Origin of the sequence: Pseudomonas putida (assembly GCF_005080685.1) — a bacterium.
Lineage (GTDB): Bacteria > Pseudomonadota > Gammaproteobacteria > Pseudomonadales > Pseudomonadaceae > Aquipseudomonas > Aquipseudomonas putida_V.
The window spans coordinates 6,344,164-6,369,522 of the sequence record NZ_CP039371.1 but is presented as its reverse complement, the minus strand read 5'-3'; the positions used below and the strand labels follow the sequence as shown (position 1 = coordinate 6,369,522).

The following is a 25,359-nucleotide window of genomic DNA, read 5'->3' as shown; positions in this document are numbered from 1 at the left end:
TGTGGGAGCGGCCTTGTGTCGCGAAAGGGCTGCGCAGCAGCCCCAGGGTTTCAGCGTAGATGCACAAATTGCTGGGGCCGCTTTGCGGCCCTTTCGCGACACAAGGCCGCTCCCACAAGGAGAGGGGTGTGAGCTTTCAGGCCAGTTCCTTGAGCCGGTGCCAGAGCATGCCCAGCGCCAGCAGCGGCGAGCGCAGGTGCTTGCCGCCGGGGAAGGTGATGTGCGGCACTTTCGCGAACAGGTCGAAGCGCCCGCTTTCCTGGCCGCTGATCGCCTCGCCGAGCAAGCGTGCGGCCAGGTGCGTGGCGTTGAGCCCGTGCCCCGCGTAAGCCTGGGCGTAATAGACGTTGGGCTGGCTGGCCAGGCGACCGACCTGCGGCAAGCGGTTGGCGCCAATGCCGATCATGCCGCCCCACTGGTAGTCGATGCGCACGTCGGCCAGTTGCGGGAATACCTTGAGCATTTTCGGTCGCATGTAGCCGGCGATGTCCTTCGGGTCGCGGCCCGAGTAATGGCAGGCGCCGCCGAACAGCAGCCGGTGGTCGGCGGACAGGCGATAGTAGTCCAGGGCCACGCGCTGGTCGCACACCGCCATGTTCTGCGGCAGCAACTGGCGCGCACGTTCTTCGCCGAGCGGCTCGGTGGCGATGATGTAGCTGCCGGCGGGCAATACCTTGCCGCCCAGCTCGCGGTTGAGGCCGTTCAGATAGGCATTGCAGCACAGCACCAGGGTCTTGGCGCGTACCCGGCCCTGGGCAGTGTGCACCTGCACCTGCGGGCCGTAGTCGATGCCGGTGACCTCGGACTGCTCGAACAGCTTCACGCCCAGGCGGCTGGCCACGGCCGCTTCGCCCAGGGCGAGGTTGAGGGGGTGCAGGTGGCCCGAACCCATGTCGATCAGGCCGCCGACATAGCGGTCGGAGCCGACCACGCTGTGGATGTCGTCCTGGCCGACCAGGCGTACGTCGTGGCGGTAGCCCAGGCTGCGCAGTTCTTCGGCATCTTCGGCGAAGCCTTGCAGCTCGGCGGGCTTGTTGGCCAGGTCGCAGTAGCCCCAGGTCAGGTCGCAGGCGATGGCGTGGCGCTCGACGCGCTCGCGTACGATGTCCACGGCCTCGAGGCCCATCAGCTTCAGGCTGCGCACGCCTTGCTCGCCGATCACCGGGAGGAATTGTTCGAGGCCATGGCCCACGCCACGGATCAGTTGCCCGCCATTGCGTCCGCTGGCGCCCCAGCCCAGCTTGCGGGCTTCCACCACGATGACCGAGAAGCCGCGCTCAGCCAGCTCGATGGCGGTATTGAGGCCCGAATAGCCACCGCCGACGATGCACACGTCGGCGGCGTGCTCGCCTTGCAGAAAGGAATGGTCCGGGTGTGGCGCGCTGCTGGCGGCATAGTAGGAGGCGGCGTGCTGCGCGCTCTGGGTCATGGGGCGGGCCTGCTGGCTGTGGGCTGGGGAAAGGAGGATAAGCCGCGGTATTGGGGGCGGCAACAGGCCAATCGCCGGCTTGCCGGCGATTGGCCCTATAATTCAACCTCAATCGCCGATGTGTTACCCGTCATGTCCTGCAACCGCCACAAGATCCACTTCCTGCGCGAACTCATCCCCTCCTTCGAGTGCGAGCCCGGCTGCCACGACTGCTGCGGCCCGGTCACCACTTCGGCCGAGGAAATGGCGCGCCTGCCGCGCAAATCGCAGGCCGAACAGGACGCGGCCCTGGAGCGTCTGGACTGCGTGCACCTGGGCCCCAACGGTTGCACGGTGTACGAAGAGCGCCCGATGATCTGCCGGCTGTTCGGCACCACCCCGCGCCTGGCCTGCCCACGTGGTCGTGGCCCGGAACAGCCGATCGAGCCCGAGGCCGAACAACTGGTGCACCAGTTCATCGCCAGCACCCGCCAGGTGCTGGTCTGAATCAATCCGGAATCGGCAGGCAGAGGCTCTCTTTCACCTCTTCCATGACGATGTAGCTCTTGGATTCGCGCACGTGCGGCAGCTTCAACAGGATGTCGCCGAGCAGCTTGCGGTACGAGGCCATTTCCGAAATGCGCGCTTTCACCAGGTAGTCGAAGTCACCCGAAACCAGGTGGCACTCCAGCACATGGGGCAGCTTGAGCACCGCGCGGCGGAACTCCTCGAAGGTGTCGCCGGACTTGTAGTCCAGGCTGATCTCGACGAACACCAACAGGCTGCCCTTGAGGTGCTGCGGATTGAGCCGGGCGTTGTAGCCCATGATGATGCCCTCGCGTTCCAGGCGGCGAACGCGCTCGGTGCAAGGGGTGGTGGAAAGCCCAACTTTCTCGCCCAGTTCGGTGAAGGAAATACGCCCGTCATTCTGCAGGATTCGCAGGATGTTGCGGTCGATCTTATCCAGTTCACGCTTGCTCTGGTGCTGGGTTCTCATAGGGGATGCCCCTCCGTGAAAGGCGATTTTGCCGAGAATTCTCGCCAATAATAGGTTTTTATATAGTGAATTGCACTGGTGTTGTCTTCTTATACTGCGCCCATCCATGCCATTTCAATAAACAGGCCGTGTAGCCGGTGCGAGGATTAGACGATGCGAGTTCTGGTATTAGGTAGCGGTGTGATCGGGACCGCCAGTGCCTACTATCTGGCGCGACAAGGCTTCGAAGTCACGGTGGTCGACCGCCAACCAGCGGTCGCCATGGAAACCAGCTTCGCCAACGCCGGCCAGATCTCGCCCGGCTATGCCTCGCCCTGGGCCGCCCCAGGCGTGCCGCTCAAGGCCATCAAGTGGCTGCTCGAACGCCATGCGCCGCTGGCCATCAAGCTCACCGGCGATGTTGACCAGTACCTGTGGATGGCGCAGATGCTGCGCAACTGCACCGCCAGCCGCTACGCGGTGAACAAGGAGCGCATGGTGCGCTTGTCCGAGTACAGCCGTGACTGCCTCGACGAACTGCGCCGCGAAACCGGCATCGCCTACGAAAGCCGCACCCTGGGTACCACCCAGCTGTTCCGCACCCAGGCGCAACTGGATGCCGCGGCCAAGGACATCGCCGTGCTCGAACAGTCCGGCGTGCCCTACGAACTGCTCGATCGCGACGGCATCGCCCGTGTCGAGCCGGCTCTGGCCGGGGTCAAGGATATTCTTGCCGGCGCCCTGCGCCTGCCCAACGACCAGACCGGCGACTGCCAGATGTTCACCACCAAGCTGGCCGACATGGCCGTCAAGCTGGGTGTCGAATTCCGCTTTGGCCAGGACATCCAGCGCCTGGACTTCGCCGGCGATCGCATCAATGGCGTGTGGATCGACGGCAAGCTCGAAACCGCCGACCGCTACGTGCTGGCGCTGGGCAGTTACTCGCCGCAGATGCTCAAGCCGCTGGGCATTCGCGCGCCGGTGTATCCGCTCAAGGGTTACTCGCTGACCGTGCCGATCACCAACGGCGACATGGCGCCGACCTCGACCATTCTCGACGAAACCTACAAGGTGGCGATCACCCGTTTCGACAACCGCATCCGTGTGGGTGGCATGGCCGAGATCGCCGGCTTCGACCTTTCGCTAAACCCGCGTCGACGCGAAACGCTGGAGATGATCGTCAACGACCTTTATCCTCGCGGCGGCGATCTGAGCCAGGCCAGTTTCTGGACCGGCTTGCGCCCGGCCACTCCGGACGGCACGCCGATCGTGGGTGCTACCGCGTTCCGCAACCTGTTCCTCAACACCGGCCACGGGACGTTGGGTTGGACCATGGCGTGCGGTTCCGGTCGCCTGCTGGCTGACCTGATCGCGCGCAAGAAGCCGCAGATCAGTGCCGAAGGGCTGGACATTTCGCGCTATGGCAACGAGCGGGAAGTGGCCAAGCACGGTCGGACCGAGCCTGCCCACCAGCAGTAAGGTCGTCTGCACCGGCCTCTTCGCGGCGGTTCGGCGCCCCGACAAGCCCGCTCCCACAGGGTTTGCGCAGACCCACAGGTTGCGCGGTACCTGTGGGAGCGGGCAAGCCCCGCGAAGAAGCCAATACCGTTTTCAACTTGTGAACCAGCATAAGGCACCCCCCATGCGCCCCGCCCGCGCCCTGATCGACTTGCAAGCACTCCGTCACAACTACCGCCTGGCCCGCGAACTGTCCGGTGCCAAGGCCCTCGCCGTGGTCAAGGCCGATGCCTACGGCCATGGCGCCGTGCGTTGCGCCCTGGCGCTGGAGCCCGAGGCCGATGGCTTCGCCGTGGCCTGCATCGAGGAAGCGCTGGAGCTGCGCGCTGCTGGCATCAAGGCGCCGATCCTGCTGCTGGAAGGCTTTTTCGAGGCCAGCGAGCTGGCGCTGATCGCCGAGCACGACCTGTGGTGCGTGGTGCACTCGCTGTGGCAGCTCGAGGCCCTCGAAGCCACCGCCGTGCACAAGCCGCTCACCCTCTGGCTCAAGCTCGACACCGGCATGCACCGGGTCGGCCTGCACCCCAAGGACTACCACGACGCCTACCAGCGCCTGCTGGCCAGCGGCAAAGTGGTGCGCATCGTGCTGATGAGCCATTTCGCCCGTGCCGACGAGCCGGATGCCGATACCACCGAGCAACAGATCGCCGTGTTCCAGGCCGCACGTGAAGGCCTCAGCGCCGAATGCAGCCTGCGCAACTCCCCTGGCGTGCTGGCCTGGCCACAGGCCCCGAGCGACTGGGTGCGCCCGGGCATCATGCTGTACGGCGCCACGCCGTTCGAGCAACCGCAGGCCCAGGCCGAGCGCTTGCAACCGGTGATGACCCTGCAATCGCGGGTGATCAGCGTGCGTGAACTGCCGGCCGGCGAGCCGGTGGGTTATGGCGCCAAATTCGTCGGCCAGCGCCCGACCCGCGTTGGCGTGGTCGCCATGGGCTATGCCGACGGCTACCCGCGTCACGCCCCAAGCGGCACCCCGGTGGTGGTCGCCGGCAAGCGTGCCGAACTGATCGGCCGAGTGTCGATGGACATGCTCTGCATCGACCTCACCGACGTGCCCGAGGCCACTGTCGGCAGCCCGGTCGAACTGTGGGGCAAGCAGGTGCTGGCCAGCGACCTGGCCCAGCGCGCCGGCAGCATTCCTTACCAGCTCTTCTGCAACCTCAAGCGCGTGCCGCTGGACTATTTCGGCGAATGAGCCGCTGAAGCGGACAGGTTGAGGCGTGGTGTGTTGTAAATACTGAACGGCGTTGCCATGATATCGTTCACATCCACCCCGCCCATCCCTACCGATTCAGGAGGCTCCAGCTTTGGACGTCGGCGAACGACTGCAAGCGATCCGCAAGCTCAAGGGCCTGTCCCAGCGTGAGCTAGCCAAGCGTGCGGGTGTCACCAACAGCACCATCTCGATGATCGAGAAAAACAGCGTGAGCCCGTCGATCAGCTCGCTGCGCAAGGTGCTGAGCGGCATTCCCATGTCCATGGTCGAGTTCTTCTCGGTGGAGCTGGAGGCCGAAAGCCCGGCGCAGATCGTCTACAAGGCCCACGAGCTGATCGATATCTCCGACGGTGCGGTGACCATGAAGCTGGTCGGCAAGTCGCATCCCAATCGGGCCATCGCCTTCCTCAATGAAGTCTACCCACCGGGTGCGGACACTGGCGAAGAGATGCTCACCCACGACGGCGAAGAGACCGGCATCCTGCTCGAAGGCCGCCTGGAACTGGTGGTCGGCACCGAGACCTTCATCCTCGAAGAGGGCGACAGCTACTACTTCGAGAGCAGCCGTCCGCACCGTTTTCGCAATCCGTTCGATGAGCCGGCACGTTTGATCAGCGCGGCCACGCCTTCGAACTTTTGATCCAGCGCAGTGCATTGACGCGGCAATACCCCTTTCCCGAGTAGGGTCGTTTCACGGCCTCCGGGTTCCCGCTATACTTTTCAACGCTCGCAATACCGTGGCCGCGGGCGTGATTAGCCACCATGAGGGTGTACGCGTGAACCAAATCAAGAAGATGCTGGCCGTACCAGCAGCCGTTTTCGCCCTCTGGGCAATGAGCGCAACCGCCGCTACCAACGATGACCTCGCCAAGCGCCTCGAGCCCGTTGGACAGGTGTGCGTGCAGGGTCAGGAGTGCAAGGGCATGGAGGTGGCCGCCTCGGCGGGCGGTGGCGGTGCCAAGACGCCGGACGACATCATTGCCAAGCACTGCAACGCCTGCCATGGCAGTGGGCTGCTGGGCGCGCCGAAGATCGGCGACACGGCGGCCTGGAAGGAGCGTGCCGACCACCAGGGTGGTCTCGATGGCATTCTCGCCAAGGCCATCACCGGCTTGAACGCCATGCCGCCGAAGGGGACCTGCGCCGATTGTTCGGATGAAGACCTCAAAGGGGCGATCAAGAAGATGTCGGGGTTGTGAGTCAGCACTGAATGAGTCAGCACTGAATCGCACCAAGCCCGCCCCCGATGGCGGGCTTTGTTTTTGGGTTGCCAGTACCGGCCCTTTCGCGGGTAAACCCGCTCCTACAGGGATTGTGGTGGTCCTGTAGGAGCGGGTTTACCCGCGAACGGGCCAGTACTGGCAACCAACCCGCCCAACCTCGTGTCCAACCCCTGAACCCACGGATGTCTCAGGAGGCCCGGATGCACCTGTGTTCCCTCGAACAAGCCGTCGAGCAGGCCCTGGCACGTTTGCCGGCCCATATCCGCATGGGCCTGCCGCTGGGCCTGGGCAAGCCCAACGCCTTCGTCAACGCCCTCTATGCCCGTGTGCGCGAGCTGCCCGAGCGCCGCCTGACTATCTACACCGCCCTATCCCTCGGCCGCCCGCCCCTGGGCGATGGCCTGCAGCGGCGCTTTCTCGAACCTTTCGTCGAGCGCGTCTTCGCCGACTACGAAGAACTCTCCTACCTCGCCGACCTGCGCAACGACAGCCTGCCGCCCAACATCCGCGTCGAGCAGTTCTTCATGCAGCCCGGCAGCCTGCTGCACAGCCAGGCCGCGCAGCAGGACTACGTCAGCAGCAACTACAGCCACGCCGCCCGCGACATCAATGCCAAGGGCCTGAACCTGATCGCCCAGCTGGTGGCCGCCACGCCGGAGAGGCCCGTTCACCTGAGCCTGGCCTGCAACCCCGACATCACCCTCGACTTGCTGCCGATGATCGCCAAGCGTCGCGCCGCCGGCGAAACCATCCTGATGCTCGGGCAGGTGCACAGCGAACTGCCTTACATGCCCGGCGATGCGGAACTGGGCATCGAGGCTTTCGACCTGCTGATCGACGAAGCCGAGCAGCGCCGGCTGTTCTCCACGCCCAACATGCCGGTCAGCCTTCAGGACCATTGCATCGGCCTGCACGCCAGCACCCTGGTGCGCGATGGCGGCACCCTGCAGATCGGCATCGGCGCCATGGGCGATGCCGTGGCGGCGGCGCTGCTGGCCCGCGAACGCGACAACGCCGGCTACCAGGCCCTGCTCTGGGCACTGGACATCGCCCCGTGGCAGGCGCTGATCGCACGTGAAGGCGGCCTCGAGCCCTTTGCCGAAGGCCTTTACGGCTGCAGCGAGATGTTCGTCAACGGCCTGTTGGCACTGGCCGAGGCCGGTGTGGTGCGGCGCCCGGCGGACGAGCAGGGCGCCCTGGTGCATGGCGGCTTCTTCCTCGGGCCGCAGGCGTTCTATCAGCGTCTGCGGGACATGCCGCTGGCGCTACGGGCACGGTTCGCCATGACTGGCATCAGCTTCATCAACGAGCTCTATGGCGACGAGGCGCTCAAGCGCCGCCAGCGCCGCGACGCGCGCTTCGTCAACACCGTGTTCGGCATGACCCTGCTCGGCGCCGGGGTCGCCGACCAACTCGAAGACGGGCGTGTGCTCAGTGGTGTGGGCGGGCAATACAACTTCGTCGCCCAGGGCCATGCGCTGGAGGGCGGGCGCTCGATCCTGCTGCTGCGCAGCTGGCGCGAGGCCGGGGGCGAGGTAACCTCCAACCTGTTCTGGCAGTACGGCCACTGCACCATTCCCCGTCATTTGCGCGACATCGTGGTGACCGAATACGGCATCGCCGATCTGCGCGGGCAGACCGACAGCGAGGTGATTGCGCGGTTGTTGGCGATCAGCGATTCGCGCTTTCAGGGCGAGCTGATGGAGCAGGCCAAGGGCGCGGGCAAGCTGGCCAAGGATTTCCAGCTCGATGAGCGGTTTACCGACAACACGCCGCAGCGTCTGCAGGCCATCGAGGCGCAGCATGGGCGGTTGTTTCCGGAGTATCCACTGGGGACCGACTTCACCACGCAGGAGCAGGACCTGCTACGCGCGCTGAACTGGTTGAAGAGCAAGTTCAAGCTCAGCGAGGTGCTGGAGTTGGGCAAGGCTACGCTGGAGGCGCCGGGGCCGGAAGGGTACGAGGCGCATCTGCTGCGGATGGGGTTGGAGGATCCGCAGGGGCTCAAGGAGGAGTTGTACCAGCGGTTGCTGTTGGCGGGGTTGGCGGCGACTTGACGATTGCCGGGGCCGCTGCGCGACGCAAGGCCGCTCCCACAAGTACCCCACTGTTTTCAAATGCTGTGGGGGTACATGTGGGAGCGGACTTGCCGGGGCGTCGGACCGGTCGGATGGGGCGCGAAGCGGCCCCAATGGCGATCACTCGATGAAGCTGACCACACCGCCTTCCAGCGACTTCACCCGCGCCAGCGATTCGACGCGATAGCCCTGGCTATCGAGCTCGGCACGGCCGCCCTGGAACGACTTCTCGATGACGATACCCAGGCCAGCAACGGTGGCGCCGGCCTGCTTGATGATCGAGATCAGCGCCTGCGACGCCTTGCCGTTGGCCAGGAAATCGTCGATCACCAACACGCGGTCGCTGCTGTTGAGATGGCGCGGCGAGATGGCCACGGTGTTCTCGGTCTGCTTGGTGAAGGAGTACACCGTGGCAGTCAGCAGGTTCTCGGTCAGGGTCAGCGACTGGTGCTTGCGTGCGAAGATCACCGGTACGCCCAGCTTCAGGCCGGTCATCACCGCCGGGGCGATCCCCGAGGCTTCGATGGTGACGATCTTGGTCACGCCGGCATCGGCGAACAGGCGGGCGAACTCGTCACCGATCTTTTGCATCAGCGCCGGGTCGATCTGGTGGTTCAGAAACGCGTCGACTTTGAGAACCTGATCGGAAAGCACGATGCCTTCTTCGCGAATCTTCTGCTGCAGTGCTTCCACTGTGTATCTCCGATGTAGCAAAGGTGGCCGCACGAAGCGGCAAAGTTAAAGAGTAATGGTTGATCAGCGTTTGAGCATTGCCCGGATATCGGCCAGGGCGTTGTTGCCGCGTGCCGCTTTGACTTCCACGGGCGCATCGTCCAGGCCTTCCCAGGCCAAGTCGTCCGGCGGCAGTTCGTCGAGGAACCGGCTGGGCGTGCAGTCGATGATCTCGCCGTACTGCTTGCGCTTGGCGGCGAAAGTGAAGGCCAGGGTCTGGCGTGCGCGGGTGATGCCCACGTAGGCCAGGCGGCGCTCCTCCTCGATGGTGTCGGCCTCGATGCTGGAGCGGTGGGGGAGGATCTCCTCCTCCATGCCCATGATGAACACGTAAGGGAATTCCAGGCCCTTGGAGGCGTGCAGGGTCATCATCTGCACACCCTCGGCGTTCTCTTCCTCTTCCTGCTGGCGCTCGAGCATGTCGCGCAGCACCAGCTTGCCGATGGCGTCCTCGATGGTCATGTCACCCTCTTCGTCCTTTTCGAGGGTGTTCTTCAGCGCTTCGAGCAGGAACCAGACGTTGCTGATACGAAACTCCGCGGCCTTGTCGCTGGCGGTCTGCTGGCGGATCCAGTTCTCGTAGTCGATGTCGCGGATCATTTCGTGCAACGCGGCGATCGGGTCTTCCAGGGCGACCTTGTGGCGCACCCCGTCGAGCCAGTGCTTGAAGCGCTGCAAGCGTTCGGTGTAGCGCGCGTCGAGGTGCTCGCCCAGGCCCATTTCCTCGCTGGCGGCGTACATCGAGATGCGCCGCTCGGTGGCGTAGTTACCGAGCTTTTCCAGGGTCGTCGAGCCGATTTCCCGGCGCGGTACGTTGATCACCCGCAGGTAAGCGTTGTCATCGTCCGGGTTCACCAGCAGGCGCAGGTAGGCCATCAGGTCCTTGACCTCCTGGCGGCCGAAGAAGCTGTTGCCGCCCGACAGGCGATACGGCACCTGGTGGTGCTGCAGCTTCAATTCGATCAGCTTGGCCTGGTAGTTACCCCGGTAGAGGATGGCGAAGTCGCTGTACGGGCGGTTGGTGCGAAGGTGCAGGGTGAGGATTTCCATGGCCACGCGTTCGGCCTCGGCTTCCTCGTTCTTGCAGCGGATCACGCGGATCTCGTCGCCCACGCCCATCTCGCTCCACAGCTGTTTCTCGAAGGCGTGCGGGTTGTTGGCGATGAGTACGTTGGCGCAGCGCAGGATGCGACTGGTGGAGCGGTAGTTCTGCTCCAGCATCACCACCTTCAGGGAGGGGTAGTCCTCCTTGAGCAGCATGAGGTTTTCTGGCCGGGCGCCACGCCAGGCGTAGATCGACTGGTCGTCGTCGCCGACCACGGTGAACTGGTTGCGCATGCCGATCAGCATCTTCACCAGCAGGTACTGGCTGGCGTTGGTGTCCTGGTATTCGTCGACCAGCAGGTAGCGCACGCGATTCTGCCAGCGTTCGAGCACGTCCGGGTTTTCCTGGAACAGCTTGACCGGCAGCAGGATCAGGTCGTCGAAGTCCACCGCATTGAACGCCTTGAGCGTGCGCTGGTAATGGGTGTAGACGATGGCGGCGGTCTGCTCGCGGGGGTTGCGGGCGTTTTCCAGGGCCTCGGCGGGCAGGATCAGGTCGTTCTTCCAGGCACCGATCATGTTCTTGATCTCGTCGATGCCGTCGTCGCCGGAGTATTCCTTCTGCATGATGTCCGACAGCAACGCCTTGATGTCGGATTCATCGAAGATCGAGAAGCCCGGCTTGTAGCCGAGGCGCTCGTGCTCCTTGCGGATGATGTTCAGGCCCAGGTTGTGGAAGGTGCACACCGTCAGGCCGCGGCCTTCCCCGGACGCAGCAGGGTGCCGACCCGCTCCTTCATCTCGCGCGCGGCCTTGTTGGTGAAGGTCATCGCGACGATGTACTGGGCACGGATGCCGCAGTTCTGGATGAGGTGGGCAATCTTGCGCGTGATCACGCTGGTCTTGCCGGAGCCTGCACCGGCGAGCACCAAAAGAGGGCCGCCGACGTAGTCACGGGCTTCCTGTTGCCGGGGATTGAGTCGGGACATGCTAGAAACCGGGGGTCGCCAGAAAATAGCCGCGCATTCTAACAGGCATGGGGCGGTTGTGGCGCGACCGTCTGACGCGTGAGTCAGACTTTTGCAGGCAGAGGGCTATTACCCGCGCCTTGCGGACCTGGCAAAATCGCATTGCCGGGCGGCCCCGTTTCGCGCAGGATGCACGTCAGAATGCGTCGGGAGCCATTGTTGCGCTAGCATGCCCCGCCTTGAACGTTTCCCGTCCACGCCCTAAGGAGCCCGCTTGTCCACGCCTGTCGAACCTGTGCGTTTGCTGCTGTTGGCTGATGAGCCGGAATGGGCTGCCCTGTTGCGCCAATGCCTGCTGCCCCTGGAGGGCCGCGCGGTGCTGTTGACCGCGCCGAACTGGGAGGCGGTGGACAGCATTTTCAGCCATGACCGCCAGGCAGTGATCCTCGCCACCCCCGCCTTGCAACCTGCCCCCGGGCGCTGCGAGCTGCCAACCATCCTGCTGCTCGAAGACGAACCGGAAAAGCCGCCGACCGCGGTCAGCGACTGGCTGGTGCGTGAACAACTGACGGCCGATGCCCTGCGCCGTTCGCTGCGCCATGTGCGTGAGCGTGGCGTGCTGGTGGCCACCTTGCAGCGCCTGGCCGAGCAGGACCCGCTCACCGGCATCGCCAACCGCCAGGGCTTCCAGGCTCTGCTCAGCGCACGCCTGGCCGAGCACGATGGCCGCGGCGTGGCCTTGGGCCACCTGGACCTGGACAACTTCCGCCATGTCAACGATGCCCTCGGCCACCAGGGCGGTGACCGCCTGATCCTGCAGGTGGTGGCGCGGCTCAAGCAGCAGTTGGAGGCCGGCGACCAGCTGGCGCGCCTGGGCAGCGACGAGTTCGCCCTGTTGATCGACACGCGCCGCGATGCCAGCCGCGCCGAGTGGGTCGCCGAGCGCATCGTCGAGGTGCTCACCGAACCCTACTGGATCGACGGCGAGAGCCTGCTGCTGGGCTGCAGCCTGGGCCTGGCCCATGCTCGCGCCCATGCTGGCCCCGACCCGTTGATGTGGCACGCGCACATTGCCATGCGCCAGGCCAAGGCCAACCAGGGCTGCACCTTCCATGTCTTCGATGAGCGCATCAACCGCAACGCCCGCAGCCTGGCCGACCTCGAAGGCGAGTTGCGCCGGGCGCTGCGCCGCGACGAACTGGAGCTGCATTACCAGCCCCGACTGAACCTGGCCGATGGTGCCATCGTCGGCCTGGAGGCGCTGGTGCGCTGGCGCCACGCCGAGCGCGGCCTGTTGCCGCCCAGCGAGTTCGTGCCCCTGGCCGAGCAGAGCGGGTTGATCGTACCGCTGGGCTATTGGGTCATCTCCCGTGCCCTGCGCGACATGCAGGCGCTGCGCGAAAGTGGCCTGGCGCCGCTGCACATGGCGGTGAACCTGAGCTTCCGTCAGTTCCAGGACAGCCAGCTCCTGGCGACGCTGAGCCGGCTGATCATCGAACATGGCGTGGATGCCCGCTGGCTGGAGTTCGAACTGACCGAAACCGCCGTGATGCGACGCAACGAGCTGGTGCGTCAGACCATGGATGCGTTGGGGCGACTCGGCGTGCGTTTCTCGCTCGACGATTTCGGCACCGGGTTCTCCTCGTTCGTGCACCTGAACAGCCTGCCGATCGCCTTGCTCAAGGTCGACCGCAGCTTCGTCGCCGAGATGGAGATGCGCGAAGAGAACCGCAAGCTTGTCCATGCCATGATCAACCTGGCCCACAACCTCAACCTCGAGGTGGTGGCCGAGGGCGTCGAGAGCCCGGAGCAGATGGCGTTGCTGCGCGAATTCGGTTGTGACCAGGTGCAGGGCTTCCTGGTGAGCAAGCCGCTGCCGGTGGAGGAACTGGTGGGGTATTTACGGCAGGTGCCCGAGCGGGATCTGGTGGCTGCGCTCTAGGGCCTCTTCGCGCCGAACCGCCGCGAAGAGGCCATGGCGTCAGGCCGAAACGGCAGCTCCAGCGCGCCTCTGCGCCTTGCGCATCATCCGCTTCACCCGCCACTCGAACCCAACCGTCAGCGCCACCGCCGCGCAAGCCAGCCCCAGCGCCAACCCCCACCACACGCCCAGCGCGCCGCCGCCCAGGGTGAAGGTGAACAGCCAGGCGCTCGGCGCGCCCACCAGCCAGTAGCAGACCAGGCCGATCAGGAACGTGGTCTTGGCGTCCTTGAGCCCGCGGATCGAGCCCATGGCGATGGTCTGCATGCCATCGAACAGCTCGAACCAGGCGGCCACCATCAGCAATTGCACCGCCAGCTGGAAGATCGCCGCGAAGGCCGGGTCGTCACGGTCGATGAACAGCCCCACCAGCGCCTCCGGCAGCAGCCAGAACAGCGCCGCGAAGCCGAACATGATCATCGCGCCAAAGGCGATCCCCACCCGCCCGGCGCTGCGTGCTGCCAGCAGGTTGCCGCCGCCGTAGTACAACCCCACGCGCATGGTCACCGCGTACGAAAGGCCGGTGGGCACCATGAACGCGGTCGAAACGATCTGCAGGGCGATCTGGTGCGCCGCCAGCTGGGTGCTGCCGAGCACGCCCATGCACAAGGCGGCGAAGGCGAACAGGCCGACCTCGACCATGTAGGTGCCGCCGATCGGCAGGCCCAGCCGCCACAGCTCGCGCAGCGCGGTGAGCGATGGGCGCCACAGCCCCTGGCGCAGCGGGTAGGCGTCGTAGGTGCGGTGCCAGCGGATGTAAAGGGCCAGGGCGATGGCCATGCCCAGCGAAACCACCGCCGTGACCAGGCCGATGCCCATCAGGCCCAGCTTGGGCAGGCCGAACATGCCTTCGATCAAGGCATGGTTGAACAGGTAGTTGAGCACCGTGCCGACCAGGCTGATGACCATCACCGGGGTCGAGTGGCCGAGCGCGCTGGTGAAGCCGCGCAGGGCCATGAAGGTCAGGTAGCTGGGCAAGGCCAGCGGCAGCAGGGTGAGGAACTCGGCCGCCGCCTCGACGTTGTCCGGCTGCTGGCCGAACAGCAACAGCACCGGCTTGAGGTTCCACAGCACCAGCGTCGCCATCAGCGCCAGGCCCCAGGCCAGCCACACGCCGTTCTGCGCCAGGCGGGTGGCGCCGGCGACATCGTTGGCGCCCTTGCGGATAGCCACCAGGGTGCCGACCGCAGCGATCACGCCGAGGCAGAAAATCGACACGAACGAATAGCTCGCCGCGCCCAGGCCACCCCCGGCCAGTGCCTGCGGGCTGATGCGGGCCATCATCAGGGTGTCGGTGAGCACCATCAGCATGTGCGCCAGCTGCGAGGCCACCAGGGGACCGGCCAGGCGCAGCAAAGCCTTGAGTTCTGTGGCGGGCGCGACGTGCATGGTGAAGTCCTTGTGCCTGGATCTGAGCGAGGCGACGATTCTGAGGCTTCGGTCAGCTTTGCACAAAAGGATAAAAGCGATGGTTGGCATGAGTTGAACTCATGCATATATGATCACAGGCGTTCGATCAGCCTCCCCGTTTCACAGGTGCCCCATGTCCAGACAGCTACCCCCGTTGTATGCCTTGCGCGCATTCGAAGCGGCCGCCCGGCTGAGCTCGTTCACCCGCGCCGGGGAGGAATTGTCGATCACCCAGAGCGCGGTCAGCCGGCATATCCGCACACTCGAGGAGCACTTCGCCTGCCGCCTGTTCGTGCGCAGTGGCCGCAGCCTGCAACTGACCGAGGCGGCGCGGGTGCTGCTGCCCGGTGTGCGCGAGGGCTTCGCCGCCCTGGAGCGGGCGTGCGATACCTTGCGTGGTGAAGACGACATCGTGCGCATGAAAGCGCCTTCGACCCTGACCATGCGTTGGTTGCTGGCGCGCCTGAGCCGCTTTCGTCACTTGCAGCCGGGCAACGAAGTGCAGTTGACCAGTGCCTGGATGGACGTCGACCACGTCGACTTCAACCAGGAGCCGTTCGACTGCGCGGTACTGCTCAGCGATGGCGTGTTCCCGCCGGACTGGGAAGTACGCCGGCTGTTCGCCGAACTGCTGATCCCGGTCGGCGCACCGGACCTGCTCGACGAAGGCCCGTGGGACGAGCGCCGGCTGGCCGGCATCGAGTTGCTGCACCCGACCCCGGACAAGCGCGACTGGCGCGAATGGCTCGAGCGCATGGGGCTCGGCGACAAGGTCTCGCTCAAGGGCGGGCAGGTGTTCGATACCCTGGAGCTGGGCATGATCGCCGCAGCACGCGGGTACGGGATTTCCATGGGCGACTTGTTGATGGTGGCCGAGGACGTCGCCCAGGGGCGCCTGAGCCTGCCGTGGCCGACCGCCGTGCCCAGCGGCATGGACTATTACATGGTGTGGCCACGGACTCGACCCGGTGGTGAGCGCCTGAGGCGGCTGAGCCTGTTCCTGCAGGAAGAAGCCGCTGCCGTGGCATTGCCGGTGGTAAGTATCCTGCCCCGGTTGTGATGGAGTATCGCAAAGGTTTGCGAATACCCAGGCCAGGCACTCAAGTATTGCTCCATCAAGCCGATCCATTGGCACCAGCGTCCCGCAAGAGGACGCGCTTTCCCGTCGATAAGAAAAGCGGGTGGTCAGCGTGATCAGGACGATCCCGGCCTCTTGCCTGGAGCTTCCACATGTCTAAACCGCGTGCCCGCATCGCCTCCCAGCTCGGTGTCGCCCTCGCCATCGTGCTGGCGCTGGTGATCACCGGCAGTACCTTGTTCGCCCTGCGTGCGCTGGACGACGCCAACTTCGCTACCCGCGAGCAACACCTGGGCAGCGAGGCGCGGCTGCTGGCCGACCAGCTGACCACCTTCCACAGCTCGCTCAAGGACAACACCCAGCGCCTGAGCGGTTTGTTCGAGCGCCGTTTCGCCTCGGGCCTGACGCTGCATGCCGACGAGCGCGTCGATGTTGCAGGCGTGGCGACCCCGGCCCTGTACCTGGGCGACCACCTGCTCAACAACGACTTCGAGCAGGTCGACGAATTCCAGCAGATGACCGCTGGCATCGCGACGCTGTTCGTGCGCAGCGGCGACGACTTCGTCCGCATCACTACCAACCTGAAGAAGCAGGACGGCAGCCGCGCCATCGGCACCCAGCTCGACCGCCAGCACCCGGCCTATGCCAAGCTGATGGCCGGGCAGATGTACGTGGGCCGCGCGGTACTGTTCGAACGCAACTACATGACCCGCTACGTGCCGGTCAGCGATGCCGCTGGCCGGGTGATCGCGGTGTTGTTCGTCGGCTTCGACTACACCGACGCGCAGAACACGCAGTTCGCCAACCTCAAGCGCTTCCGCATCGGCCAGACCGGCTCGTTGGCCCTGCGCGACGAGCAGGGCCAATGGCTGGTGCCGCCGGCCAATGCCGCGCAGGACCTGTTCAGTATCTCCGCACCGTTCGCCGAAGGCCCCTGGACCGTGGTGGCGAGCATGCCCAAGGCCGAAATCCGCGAGGTGACCTGGAGTGTCGGCCTGCGCCTGGCCATCGGTAGCCTGCTGGCCATGCTCCTGGCGGTGGCCGCCACCCTGTGGCTGCTGCGGCGCAAGCTGCGCCCGCTCGATGATCTGGTGCGCCAGGCCGAGGCCCTGGGCGCTGGCGACCTGAACGCACGTCTGACGGTGACCAGCCACGACGAGATCGGCCAACTGGCGGGCAGCTTCAACAGGATGGGCGAGGCCCTGGCGGCCATGGTCGAGCACATCCGTGGCGCCTCCGAGCAGGTCAGCGGCCGTGCTCGATCCCTGGCGGGGTTGTCGGCCGGTGCGTGCGAGGGCATGGATCAGCAGTCCGGCGAAATCACCAGCATGGCCGGTGCGGTGGAGGAGTTCAGCGCCACTTCGATGAACATCGCCGACAACATGGCCGGCACCGAGCGCATGGCCCGCGACAACGCCCAGCAGACCCGCATTGGCCGCAGCGCCATGGACGAGGCGTCGCGCTCGCTGCACCAGATCGCCGAGGCGCTGGGCGGTACGGCGACGGTGATGGACAGCCTGGGCGCGCGCTCCCAGGAGATCGGCGGGATCATCAGCGTGATCACCGCGATTGCCGAGCAGACCAACCTGTTGGCGCTCAATGCCGCCATCGAGGCGGCGCGGGCAGGCGAGCAGGGCCGGGGGTTCGCCGTGGTCGCCGACGAAGTGCGTGGGCTTGCGGCGCGTACCCGCCAGGCCACCGATGAGATTTCCGGAATGATCGGCAGCATCCAGCAGCAGACCGGGCATGCGATCACCACGTTGGAGCAAGGTAACCAGCTGATGCGCGAAGGGCTGGAGCGCAACGACAAGGTGGCCGAGGCGCTGGCGCGCATCGACGAACAGAGCCGGGCGGCGGGGGAGCAGTTTGCCGTGATCAGTACTGCGACCCAGGAGCAGAGCAGCACCGCCACGGTGCTTAGCCGCAACCTGCAGAGCATTGCCCAGGCCAACAGCGAGCAGCGCGACGTGGCCAATGAGCTGGCCTTTACTGCGCGGGAGCTGGAAGGGTTGGCGGCGCAGTTGCGTCAGGAAGTGGATCGGTTTCGTTGAGATTGCCGGGGCCGCTGCGCGGCCCTATCGCGACACAAGGCCGCTCCCACAGGTACGGCACAGGCCCTGACAGCGGCGAAGATCCTGGAGCGGGCTTGCCCGCGAAGCAGACGCCGCGGTGAATGGCACCGGCTTCGCCGGTGTTCGCGGGCGAGCCCGCTCCCACAGGGGGCGCACCCGCTTGTAGAAATTGAGCAAGACAGTTGCTCCTACAAGATGCCACCAGCCAGAAGCTGGGCAGGACGCTGTGGGAGCGGCCTTGTGTCGCGATAGGGGCGCAAAGCGCCCCCGGCATTCTCGGATCTTAAAGCGACACCAGCCCCAACGCCCGCGCACAGGCCTGCACCGACCGCTGCTCGCTCTGCGCATACAACGCCAGCTCATCCTGCACCTGCAGCCCCAACGCCGCCTCGAAGGCCTCGCGGTTGGCATTGCTGCCGTACTCGGCCTGGGCATCGTCGCCCAGGTTGGACTGGAAGATCCCCGCCGCGCTCACCGGCAGGAAGTCTTCGTACACCAATGCCTCGAAATGCACATGGCCGGCCTCGATCAGGCCCTCCAGGGTCGCCGGACGGTCTTGCTCGCCGCGGGCGGCCAGGCCCTTGTCCGTGGGGAAATAACGGAAGTACGCCAGGCCCTGTTCACGCATCTGCGCGAGGTCGTCGGGGAACGCGGCGAAGCTTTCCTGCAGCAGCCCCATGTAGCGCTCGGCATTGGCCTCGGCCGGTGCACCGCCAAGGGCGGCCCGGGTGGCATCGAGCAGCCTGTCGTACAGCTGACGGCCTTTGGGCGTCAGGGCCGCGCCGCGTTGCTCGATCTCGCCGAAACGTGCGGTGTGGCTGCCTTCGTGGCCTTGCTGGCCGCTGAAGGCGACCTTTTCCTGCAGCGCCTTGAAGCTGGTCTGGCGTAGCAGGATCGGGTGACGGCGGGTGGGCGGGCCTTCGACCACGGCCTTGGGTGGAATGCCCTTGGCCGGCATGCCGCGCTGGATGGCGTCGATGTCCAGGGTGCGCGGGGTCAGGTGGTTGATGTGCGGGCCCTTGAAGGCCACCACGTCGGCGATCAGGCGGTGCTGGTCGTGCAGTTGCTGGTACTGCTCGGCACTGACCGTGGCGTCCTGGTGCCAGCGGAACGTGTGCAGGGCTTCCTGCACGAAGGCGTCGGCGTCCTCGGCGTTCAGGCCGCCGTCGCGTTCGCCCTGGGCGATCAGTTCGAGCACGCGGGGGGTGAAGATCTGGCGCTTGGCCAGGATGCCTTCGGCCAGTGCGCGCAATTGTGGGTTGTCGATCAGTTCCAGGCGCAGCAACGAGGTGAATACACGGAACGGGCTGACGTGCAGCGCTTGCTCGTGCACGGCGCGGAAGGCGGTGGAGTGCACCGGCACGCCGGCCGAACTCAAGTCGTAGTAGCCGACCGGCTGCATGCCCATGACCGCGAACAGGCGGGCGATGGTGGCCAATTCCTCGGGCGTGCCGACGCGGATGGCGCCGTGGCGCTCCTGGTCGAGGCGCTCGATCTCGCCGGTCCAGCGCAGGGCCTGGGCGATCTCGGGCTGCTCGGCCATGACCTGCTGGTTTATTTCGCTCACCAGCTCCAGCAGCGTGCCGTACAGCGGCACTTCCTGTTTGTACATGAGCGACATGGCGGCAGAGAACTGCGCGCGGATGCTGTCGGGGCTGACGAAATCGTGGGCGGGCATCGCAAGCTTCCTGGTTGGGTTCGGACGCTTACATGAAAGCTGGGAATGCACTTTGGCCACAAGCGAAAAAAAGTGTGTGAGTCATTCCTTTTATGATCGACCTTGAGGGCCTCTTCGCGGGACAAGCCCGCTCCTACAGGTACCCCATGGTCTTCAAAGGCTGTGGAGTACCTGTGGGAGCGGGCTTGTCCCGCGAAGAGGCCATCAGGGCTGCAACTGCTCGCGAATCCACTCCACCAACGCCCGCACCTTCGGCACTTCGGCCGCATGCTCGGCATACGCCAGGTAATGCGCCCCGGCGCTGCGCATCGGATGATTCCAGGGTATGACCAGGCTCCCCTCGGCCAGCTCCTTGGCCGCCAGGTAACGCGGCACCAACGCTACCCCGCAGCCGGACTGCGCCGCGCTCAGGGCCATGTAGAAGGTGTCGAAGCGCGGCCCGTGGTAGGCGCTGACGCTGTGCAGCCCCAACTCCAGGAACCACTCGTGCCAGGCCTGCGGCCGTGAGGTGCTCTGCAGCAGCACCAACTCGGCCAGCTGCGTGGCATCGCCCAGTTCACGTCCGGCCAGCAACTCCGGCGCGCACACCGGCACCACTTGCTCACCGAACAATTCCACGCAGGTGGCGCCCGGCCAGGTGCCCTGGCCATAGAAGAACACCACGTCGGCCGAGCCTTGCAGCAACGCGAACGGCTCCATCTCGTTGCGGATGTCCAGATGGATGTTCGGGTGGCGCTTGCCAAACCCCTTGAGGTGCGGGATCAGCCAGCGCACGCCGAAGCTCGGTTGGGTGGCTACCTTCAATATCTCGGTCTGCTCGCCGTAGGTCAGCACGTAGCGACTGGACATATCGACCTGGGTGAGGATCTTGTTGACCTCGGCCAGGTACAAGCTGCCGGCCGGGGTCAGCTGCAGGCGCCGGCGAATGCGCAGGAACAGGTGATGGCGCAGCATCTCCTCGAGCTGCGCCACCTGCTTGCTGACCGCGCTCTGGGTCAGGTGCAGTTCTTCGGCGGCACGGGTAAAGCTCAGGTGACGGGCTGCGGCCTCGAAGCATTGCAGCGCGGTCATGGAAGGCACCAGGCGTTTGGACATAGCGGTCTCTGCGGCTCGAATCATTACCTGACGGAATGATATGCGGAATAAAGGTCGTTTGTTGCACGGGTGTGATCGGATTAATACTGATCCACATCATTTTCCACCCCATCACCCGATGTAGGAGATGCACAAATGGTTGCTGGATTGCTCGAGCGCCTTGGCGTTGCCGCCGAGGCTTACACCCAGGGCGACTACCCTGTTCACACGCCGATCGACGGCAGCCAGATCGCCTCGGTGAAACTGCTTGGCAAGGCCGAGACCACCGCCCGCATCGATCAGGCCCACAGCGCCTTCGAAGCCTGGCGCAGTGTGCCGGCCCCGCGTCGTGGCGAGTTGGTGCGCCTGTTCGGCGAGGTGCTGCGTGCGCACAAGGCCGACCTTGGCGAGCTGGTCTCGATCGAAGCCGGCAAGATCACCCAGGAAGGCCTGGGCGAAGTTCAGGAAATGATCGACATCTGCGACTTTGCCGTCGGCTTGTCGCGCCAACTGTACGGCCTGACCATCGCTTCCGAGCGCCCAGGCCACCACATGCGTGAAACCTGGCACCCGCTGGGCGTGGTCGGGGTGATCAGCGCCTTCAACTTCCCGGTGGCCGTGTGGGCCTGGAACACCGCGCTGGCGCTGGTGGCCGGCAACGCGGTGGTGTGGAAGCCTTCGGAGAAGACCCCGCTGACCGCGCTGGCCTGCCAGGCACTGTTCGACAAAGCCCTGAAGGCCTTCGGTGATGCGCCGGCAGGCTTGGCGCACCTGGTGATCGGTGGCCGCGAAGCCGGCGAAGCCCTGGTCGACGACCCGCGTGTCCCGCTGGTCAGCGCTACCGGCAGCACCCGCATGGGGCGCGAAGTCGGCCCACGGGTGGCGGCGCGCTTCGGCCGCAGCATCCTCGAGCTGGGTGGCAACAACGCCATGATCCTGGCGCCGAGCGCCGATCTCGACCTGGCCGTACGCGGCATCCTGTTCTCCGCCGTCGGCACCGCCGGCCAGCGCTGCACCACCCTGCGCCGGCTGATCGTGCACCGCTCGATCAAGGACGAGGTAGTGGCCCGGGTCAAGGCCGCCTATGGCAAGGTGCGCATCGGCGACCCACGCAAGGACAACCTGGTCGGCCCGCTGATCGACAAGCAGTCGTTCGATGCCATGCAGGGCGCGTTGGCCAAGGCGCGTGACGAAGGCGGCCAGGTGTTCGGCGGCGAGCGCCAACTGGCCGAGCAGTACCCGAACGCCTACTACGTGTCGCCGGCCATTGCCGAGATGCCGGCGCAGAGCGACGTGGTGCGCCACGAGACCTTCGCGCCGATTCTCTACGTACTGGCCTACGATGACTTCGAAGAAGCCCTGCGCCTGAACAACGAAGTGCCACAGGGCCTGTCGTCGTGCATCTTCACCACCGATATCCGTGAGGCAGAGCGCTTCCAGAGCGCTTCGGGCAGCGACTGCGGCATCGCCAACGTCAACATCGGCACCAGCGGCGCCGAGATTGGCGGTGCGTTCGGCGGCGAGAAGGAGACAGGCGGTGGGCGTGAGTCCGGTTCCGATGCGTGGAAAGGCTACATGCGTCGTCAGACCAATACCGTGAACTACTCGCGTGAGCTGCCGCTGGCGCAGGGGATCGTGTTCGACTGATCGATTGATGCTGCATGGCCGGGGGCAGTGCCCCCGGTTCGCGGGCAAGCCCGCTCCCACAGGGGATCGAGGTCGCCTGTAGGAGCCGGCTTGCCGGCGATGGGCCGCAGGGCGGCCCCAACAAGAACAATGTGCTGGAGCCGGGCCATGTCCGAACTGCGTCAACAATGCTTGTGGGAATTTGTCAGCAAACCGGCCGTTACCGCCCAGGCCCTGGCCGGTGAACACAAGGCCGACGTATGCGTCATCGGCGGCGGCATCACGGGCCTGTCGGCAGCTATCCACCTGCTCGAACAGGGCAAGTCGGTGATTCTGCTGGAGGCCTGGCAGATCGGCCATGGTGGCTCCGGGCGTAACGTCGGGCTGGTCAACGCCGGCACCTGGATCCGCCCCGACGATGTCGAGGCCACGCTTGGCCAGCAGCAGGGCAGCCGCCTGAACAAGGTGCTCGGCGATGCGCCTGGCGAGGTGTTCGCCATGATCGAGCGCCTTGGCATCGACTGCCAAGCGCAGCACAAGGGCACCCTGCACATGGCGCACAACGCCACCGGCATCGCCGACCTCGAGGCGCGCCACGCCCAGTGGAGCCGTCGCGGCGCCGACGTCGAACTGCTGACCGGCGCCCAGTGCCAGGAATATTGCGGTACCGACAAGATCTCCGCCGCGCTGCTCGACCGCCGCGCCGGCACCATCAACCCCATGGGTTACACCCAAGGCCTGGCGGCTGCCGTGGTGCGCCTGGGTGGCAAGCTGTTCCAGCAGTCCGCGGTCGAGGGCCTGACCCGTGAAGGCGATGCCTGGCGGGTGAAGACCGCACGCGGCTCGGTGCACGCCGACAAGGTGGTGATTTCCACGGGCGCCTACACCGAAGGCGACTGGAGCAACCTGCAGAAGCAGTTCTTCCGCGGTTACTACTATCAGGTGGCTTCCAAGCCGCTGCACGGCTCTGCCGCCGACAAGGTCTTGTCCCATGGCCAGGGCTCGTGGGACACGCGCACGGTACTGAGCAGCATCCGCCGCGACGATCAGGGCCGCCTGCTGCTCGGCAGCCTCGGCCGGGTCGACAACAAGCCGGCGTGGTTCGTGCGCAGCTGGGCCGACCGGATCCAGAGTCATTACTACCCGGAACTGGGCAAGGTCGAATGGGAAATGCATTGGACCGGCTGCATCGACTTCACGCCGGACCACCTGATGCGCTTGTTCGAGCCGGCGCCGGGGCTGGTGGCGGTGACGGGCTACAACGGGCGCGGCAATACCACGGGGACCGTGATCGGACGGGCGTTCGCCGAGTTCCTGCTCAAGGATGATCCCGACGGGCTGCCGATTCCGTTCTCGCCGATGAAGGGCGTGAGCGCGCCTTCGTTGCGCACGGCGTTCTATGAATCGGGGTTCTCGCTGTATCACGCGGGGCAGTGTTTGCGGGTGGTGCTCTAGAGCGCTGTGGGAGCGGCCTTGCGTCGCGAAAGGGGCGCGCAGCGGCCCTAGGGTTTGTGCGGCGCCTCCAATGCCCTGGGACCGCTGCGCGGTCCGTTCGCGACGCAAGGCCGCTCCCACAGGGTCCATGCCATGAGCTGCGATCCTATCGATGCAACCAGCTGAGAAAGCCGCCTTTCTTGACTGAAGCTGGCTTCTGCAACAACAACGACTCTCGGTTCTGACGGCGAAACCGCTGCAGCTTGTTCAATGCCACCTGCACTTCGCCCCGCTGCTCCAGGCAGCTCTTCACCTGTGCCTTGTCGATGCGATACAGCACGCAGCTGGTCAGCGTCCTGAACTCGGCCAGCGAATCATCCTCGTCGACGATGCCCTCGATCCCCAGCACCTCGCCCGGCCCCATGCGCCCGGCTTCGAGCAGTTTGTCGCCATCGCGCACCGAGGCCGACACCACGCCGCTGCCGATCACCAGCAGAGAGTCGGAGTGCGCGCCCACTTCGAGGATCACCTGGTCGGCCAGGTACTCCACGGCGGTCATGCGCTGGCTCAGGGCATCGCGCTCGTCCTCGCTCAGCGAGCGGAACACCCGCACTTCGTCCAGCACCTCGCGCTGGCGGCTGCGTGGTGGCATCGCCAGGTCGACGTTCCACACCACGCCGCTGGCCTCCAGGTGGCGGTGCGCCAGGTCGAACAACTGGTTGCGTGCATCGCCCTTGCCGGCCATGTCGGCGATGAAACCGCTGGCCTCGTATTCCACCGCGTCCAGGGTCGAGCTTTTCACCGAGACCCTGGGCGGCGGCGAGGAGAGGATCGCCCGAGTACCCTGCAGGGCCTTTTCCAAGGCATCGAACACCCGCCTGGGGCGTACCTTGGCCGGCACCACCACGCTGATCGAAACCCCGTGCACATCGGGTGGGCGGCTGTGGTTGAGCAAGCGTGCCTTGGCCGCCACCGAGTTGGGGATCACCGCCAGGCTGCCGGTGCCGGTCAGCAGGCGGGTGGCGCGCCAGTCGATGTCCAGCACCTTGCCCTCGGTGCCGTCGATGGAGATCGAATCGCCGATCTGGTAGGGCCGCGTGGTGTTCAGCACGATGCCGCTGAACACGTCGGCCAGGGTGCTCTGCAACGCCAGGCCGATGACGATGGCCATCACCCCGGAGGTGGCCAGGAGGCCCTTGACCGGCAGCTGCATCACGTAGCCAGCGGCGGCGACCACGGCCGCCAGGAAGATCAACGCCCCCAGTACATCCTGCAGCAAGCGCCCGCCATGGCTGCCACGGGCGCCGAGCAACAGCCCGAACACCACGGTCACCGTGCGTGCGCCGAACAACCACCAGCCGATGGCCAGGACCGTGGCCATGAGATTGCGGGCCATGTCATCGGGCCAGGGGGGCGGTTGCAGCGGGCTCATTCCGGCGGCCAGCAGCACCACGCTGAACAGCAGGAAGATCGCCAGCCGCGCACCGATGCGCCAGGCCCGCTGGTGGATGGGAATGAGCTGCCAGAGGATGAGGTCGAGCAGGATCAGGGAAGTGCCGAGCAACAACGGGGACGACTGGATGAACGCCAGCATGATGGTCTCGGGGCAGGGGGAGGGCTGTGGGTAGTAATAGAGCAGGTTCGTGCGCCGGGCAACAGAGATTGCGCAGTGCTTCAACTCCTGTGGGAGCGGGCTTGCCCGCGAAGCATCCACCACCAATCCACCGTTCACAAAATAGAACGCTAAAGCCAAAAAACACCGTCTACCGCTCCAAAGGTCCAGGTTTTAATCTTCTCCCATCAACGCGAAACACCCAACTTACTGAAGATCGAAACCTTA

18 protein-coding genes and 2 pseudogenes are annotated in these 25,359 nt (G+C 65.5%); 12 read left to right on the top strand and 8 right to left on the bottom strand.

Translation table 11 applies throughout. From position 1 onward, the window contains the following. Positions 1-136: 136 nt before the first annotated feature. Positions 137-1,429 (bottom strand): NAD(P)/FAD-dependent oxidoreductase, encoded by a 1,293-nt coding sequence (locus E6B08_RS29485; protein WP_136917196.1) that lies wholly within the window; start codon positions 1,427-1,429, stop codon positions 137-139. 132 nt (positions 1,430-1,561) lie between these two features. Here E6B08_RS29485 and E6B08_RS29480 point away from each other — a divergent pair, with 132 nt between their 5' ends. Beyond that, positions 1,562-1,915: a YkgJ family cysteine cluster protein gene (locus E6B08_RS29480; protein ID WP_136917195.1), complete on the top strand. Its 354-nt coding sequence runs from the start codon at positions 1,562-1,564 to the stop codon at positions 1,913-1,915. Position 1,916: 1 nt separating this feature from the next. On the opposite strand, the gene dadR is transcribed toward E6B08_RS29480, so the two are convergent. Continuing rightward, entirely contained in the window at positions 1,917-2,405 is a 489-nt protein-coding gene (dadR, locus tag E6B08_RS29475; RefSeq protein WP_003258963.1) for a transcriptional regulator DadR, read from the bottom strand. A 153-nt stretch (positions 2,406-2,558) separates the two neighbouring features. On the opposite strand from dadR, the gene dadA reads away from it, so the two are divergent. The 5 genes from dadA (at position 2,559) to E6B08_RS29450 (ending at position 8,401) form a co-directional block, all read left to right on the top strand. Then, positions 2,559-3,863 carry a D-amino acid dehydrogenase gene (gene dadA / locus E6B08_RS29470; protein WP_136917194.1) on the top strand — a complete coding sequence of 435 codons (1,305 nt, stop codon included), beginning with the start codon at positions 2,559-2,561 and terminating at the stop codon, positions 3,861-3,863. Between the two features lie 163 nt (positions 3,864-4,026). Then, positions 4,027-5,100: an alanine racemase gene (gene alr, locus E6B08_RS29465; protein ID WP_136917193.1), complete on the top strand. Its 1,074-nt coding sequence runs from the start codon at positions 4,027-4,029 to the stop codon at positions 5,098-5,100. 112 nt (positions 5,101-5,212) lie between these two features. Further along, positions 5,213-5,761, top strand: a complete 549-nt coding sequence (locus tag E6B08_RS29460) for a cupin domain-containing protein (RefSeq protein ID WP_136917192.1) — start codon at positions 5,213-5,215, stop codon at positions 5,759-5,761. 154 nt (positions 5,762-5,915) lie between these two features. Continuing rightward, positions 5,916-6,320 carry a c-type cytochrome gene (locus tag E6B08_RS29455; protein WP_136917510.1) on the top strand — a complete coding sequence of 135 codons (405 nt, stop codon included), beginning with the start codon at positions 5,916-5,918 and terminating at the stop codon, positions 6,318-6,320. 224 nt (positions 6,321-6,544) lie between these two features. Next, on the top strand, positions 6,545-8,401 hold the full coding sequence (locus E6B08_RS29450; RefSeq protein WP_136917191.1) for an acetyl-CoA hydrolase/transferase C-terminal domain-containing protein: 1,857 nt from the start codon (positions 6,545-6,547) through the stop codon (positions 8,399-8,401). 141 nt (positions 8,402-8,542) lie between these two features. Here E6B08_RS29450 and E6B08_RS29445 read toward each other — a convergent pair whose 3' ends face one another. Both E6B08_RS29445 and rep read right to left on the bottom strand, forming a co-directional pair. Further along, positions 8,543-9,115: a xanthine phosphoribosyltransferase gene (locus tag E6B08_RS29445; RefSeq protein WP_136917190.1), complete on the bottom strand. Its 573-nt coding sequence runs from the start codon at positions 9,113-9,115 to the stop codon at positions 8,543-8,545. A gap of 63 nt (positions 9,116-9,178) precedes the next feature. Then, positions 9,179-11,187 (bottom strand): annotated as a pseudogene (gene rep, locus E6B08_RS29440) (DNA helicase Rep). A 253-nt stretch (positions 11,188-11,440) separates the two neighbouring features. Between rep and E6B08_RS29435 the strand changes: the two are divergent. Next, positions 11,441-13,108: a putative bifunctional diguanylate cyclase/phosphodiesterase gene (locus tag E6B08_RS29435; protein WP_136917189.1), complete on the top strand. Its 1,668-nt coding sequence runs from the start codon at positions 11,441-11,443 to the stop codon at positions 13,106-13,108. Between the two features lie 39 nt (positions 13,109-13,147). Here E6B08_RS29435 and E6B08_RS29430 read toward each other — a convergent pair whose 3' ends face one another. Next, entirely contained in the window at positions 13,148-14,536 is a 1,389-nt protein-coding gene (locus E6B08_RS29430; RefSeq protein WP_136917188.1) for a NorM family multidrug efflux MATE transporter, read from the bottom strand. A gap of 154 nt (positions 14,537-14,690) precedes the next feature. Between E6B08_RS29430 and E6B08_RS29425 the strand changes: the two genes are divergently transcribed. From E6B08_RS29425 to E6B08_RS31620, 3 genes and pseudogenes are all read left to right on the top strand, one after another. Continuing rightward, the gene (locus E6B08_RS29425; protein WP_136917187.1) at positions 14,691-15,617 is read left to right on the top strand and encodes a LysR substrate-binding domain-containing protein; all 927 of its coding nucleotides are present in this window, start codon (positions 14,691-14,693) and stop codon (positions 15,615-15,617) included. Positions 15,618-15,787: 170 nt separating this feature from the next. Beyond that, positions 15,788-16,831, top strand: a pseudogene (locus E6B08_RS31625) (Cache 3/Cache 2 fusion domain-containing protein); the annotation flags it as partial. After that, on the top strand, positions 16,826-17,686 hold the full coding sequence (locus tag E6B08_RS31620; RefSeq protein WP_416194418.1) for a methyl-accepting chemotaxis protein: 861 nt from the start codon (positions 16,826-16,828) through the stop codon (positions 17,684-17,686). The pseudogene E6B08_RS31625 and the gene E6B08_RS31620, both read left to right, overlap by 6 nt. A 304-nt stretch (positions 17,687-17,990) precedes the next feature. Here the strand turns inward: E6B08_RS31620 and E6B08_RS29410 are convergent, their stop codons facing one another. Then, positions 17,991-19,385 (bottom strand): VOC family protein, encoded by a 1,395-nt coding sequence (locus tag E6B08_RS29410; protein WP_136917185.1) that lies wholly within the window; start codon positions 19,383-19,385, stop codon positions 17,991-17,993. 204 nt (positions 19,386-19,589) lie between these two features. Beyond that, positions 19,590-20,480 (bottom strand): LysR family transcriptional regulator, encoded by an 891-nt coding sequence (locus E6B08_RS29400; protein WP_136917184.1) that lies wholly within the window; start codon positions 20,478-20,480, stop codon positions 19,590-19,592. A 135-nt stretch (positions 20,481-20,615) separates the two neighbouring features. Here E6B08_RS29400 and E6B08_RS29395 point away from each other — a divergent pair, with 135 nt between their 5' ends. Together E6B08_RS29395 and E6B08_RS29390 are read left to right on the top strand one after the other, a co-directional pair. Continuing rightward, positions 20,616-22,106, top strand: a complete 1,491-nt coding sequence (locus tag E6B08_RS29395; RefSeq protein ID WP_136917183.1) for an aldehyde dehydrogenase family protein — start codon at positions 20,616-20,618, stop codon at positions 22,104-22,106. A 147-nt stretch (positions 22,107-22,253) separates the two neighbouring features. Further along, entirely contained in the window at positions 22,254-23,540 is a 1,287-nt protein-coding gene (locus E6B08_RS29390) for an NAD(P)/FAD-dependent oxidoreductase (protein ID WP_136917182.1), read from the top strand. Between the two features lie 145 nt (positions 23,541-23,685). Here the strand turns inward: E6B08_RS29390 and E6B08_RS29385 are convergent, their stop codons facing one another. Further along, the gene (locus tag E6B08_RS29385; protein ID WP_136917181.1) at positions 23,686-25,113 is read right to left on the bottom strand and encodes a mechanosensitive ion channel family protein; all 1,428 of its coding nucleotides are present in this window, start codon (positions 25,111-25,113) and stop codon (positions 23,686-23,688) included. Positions 25,114-25,359: the final 246 nt, after the last annotated feature.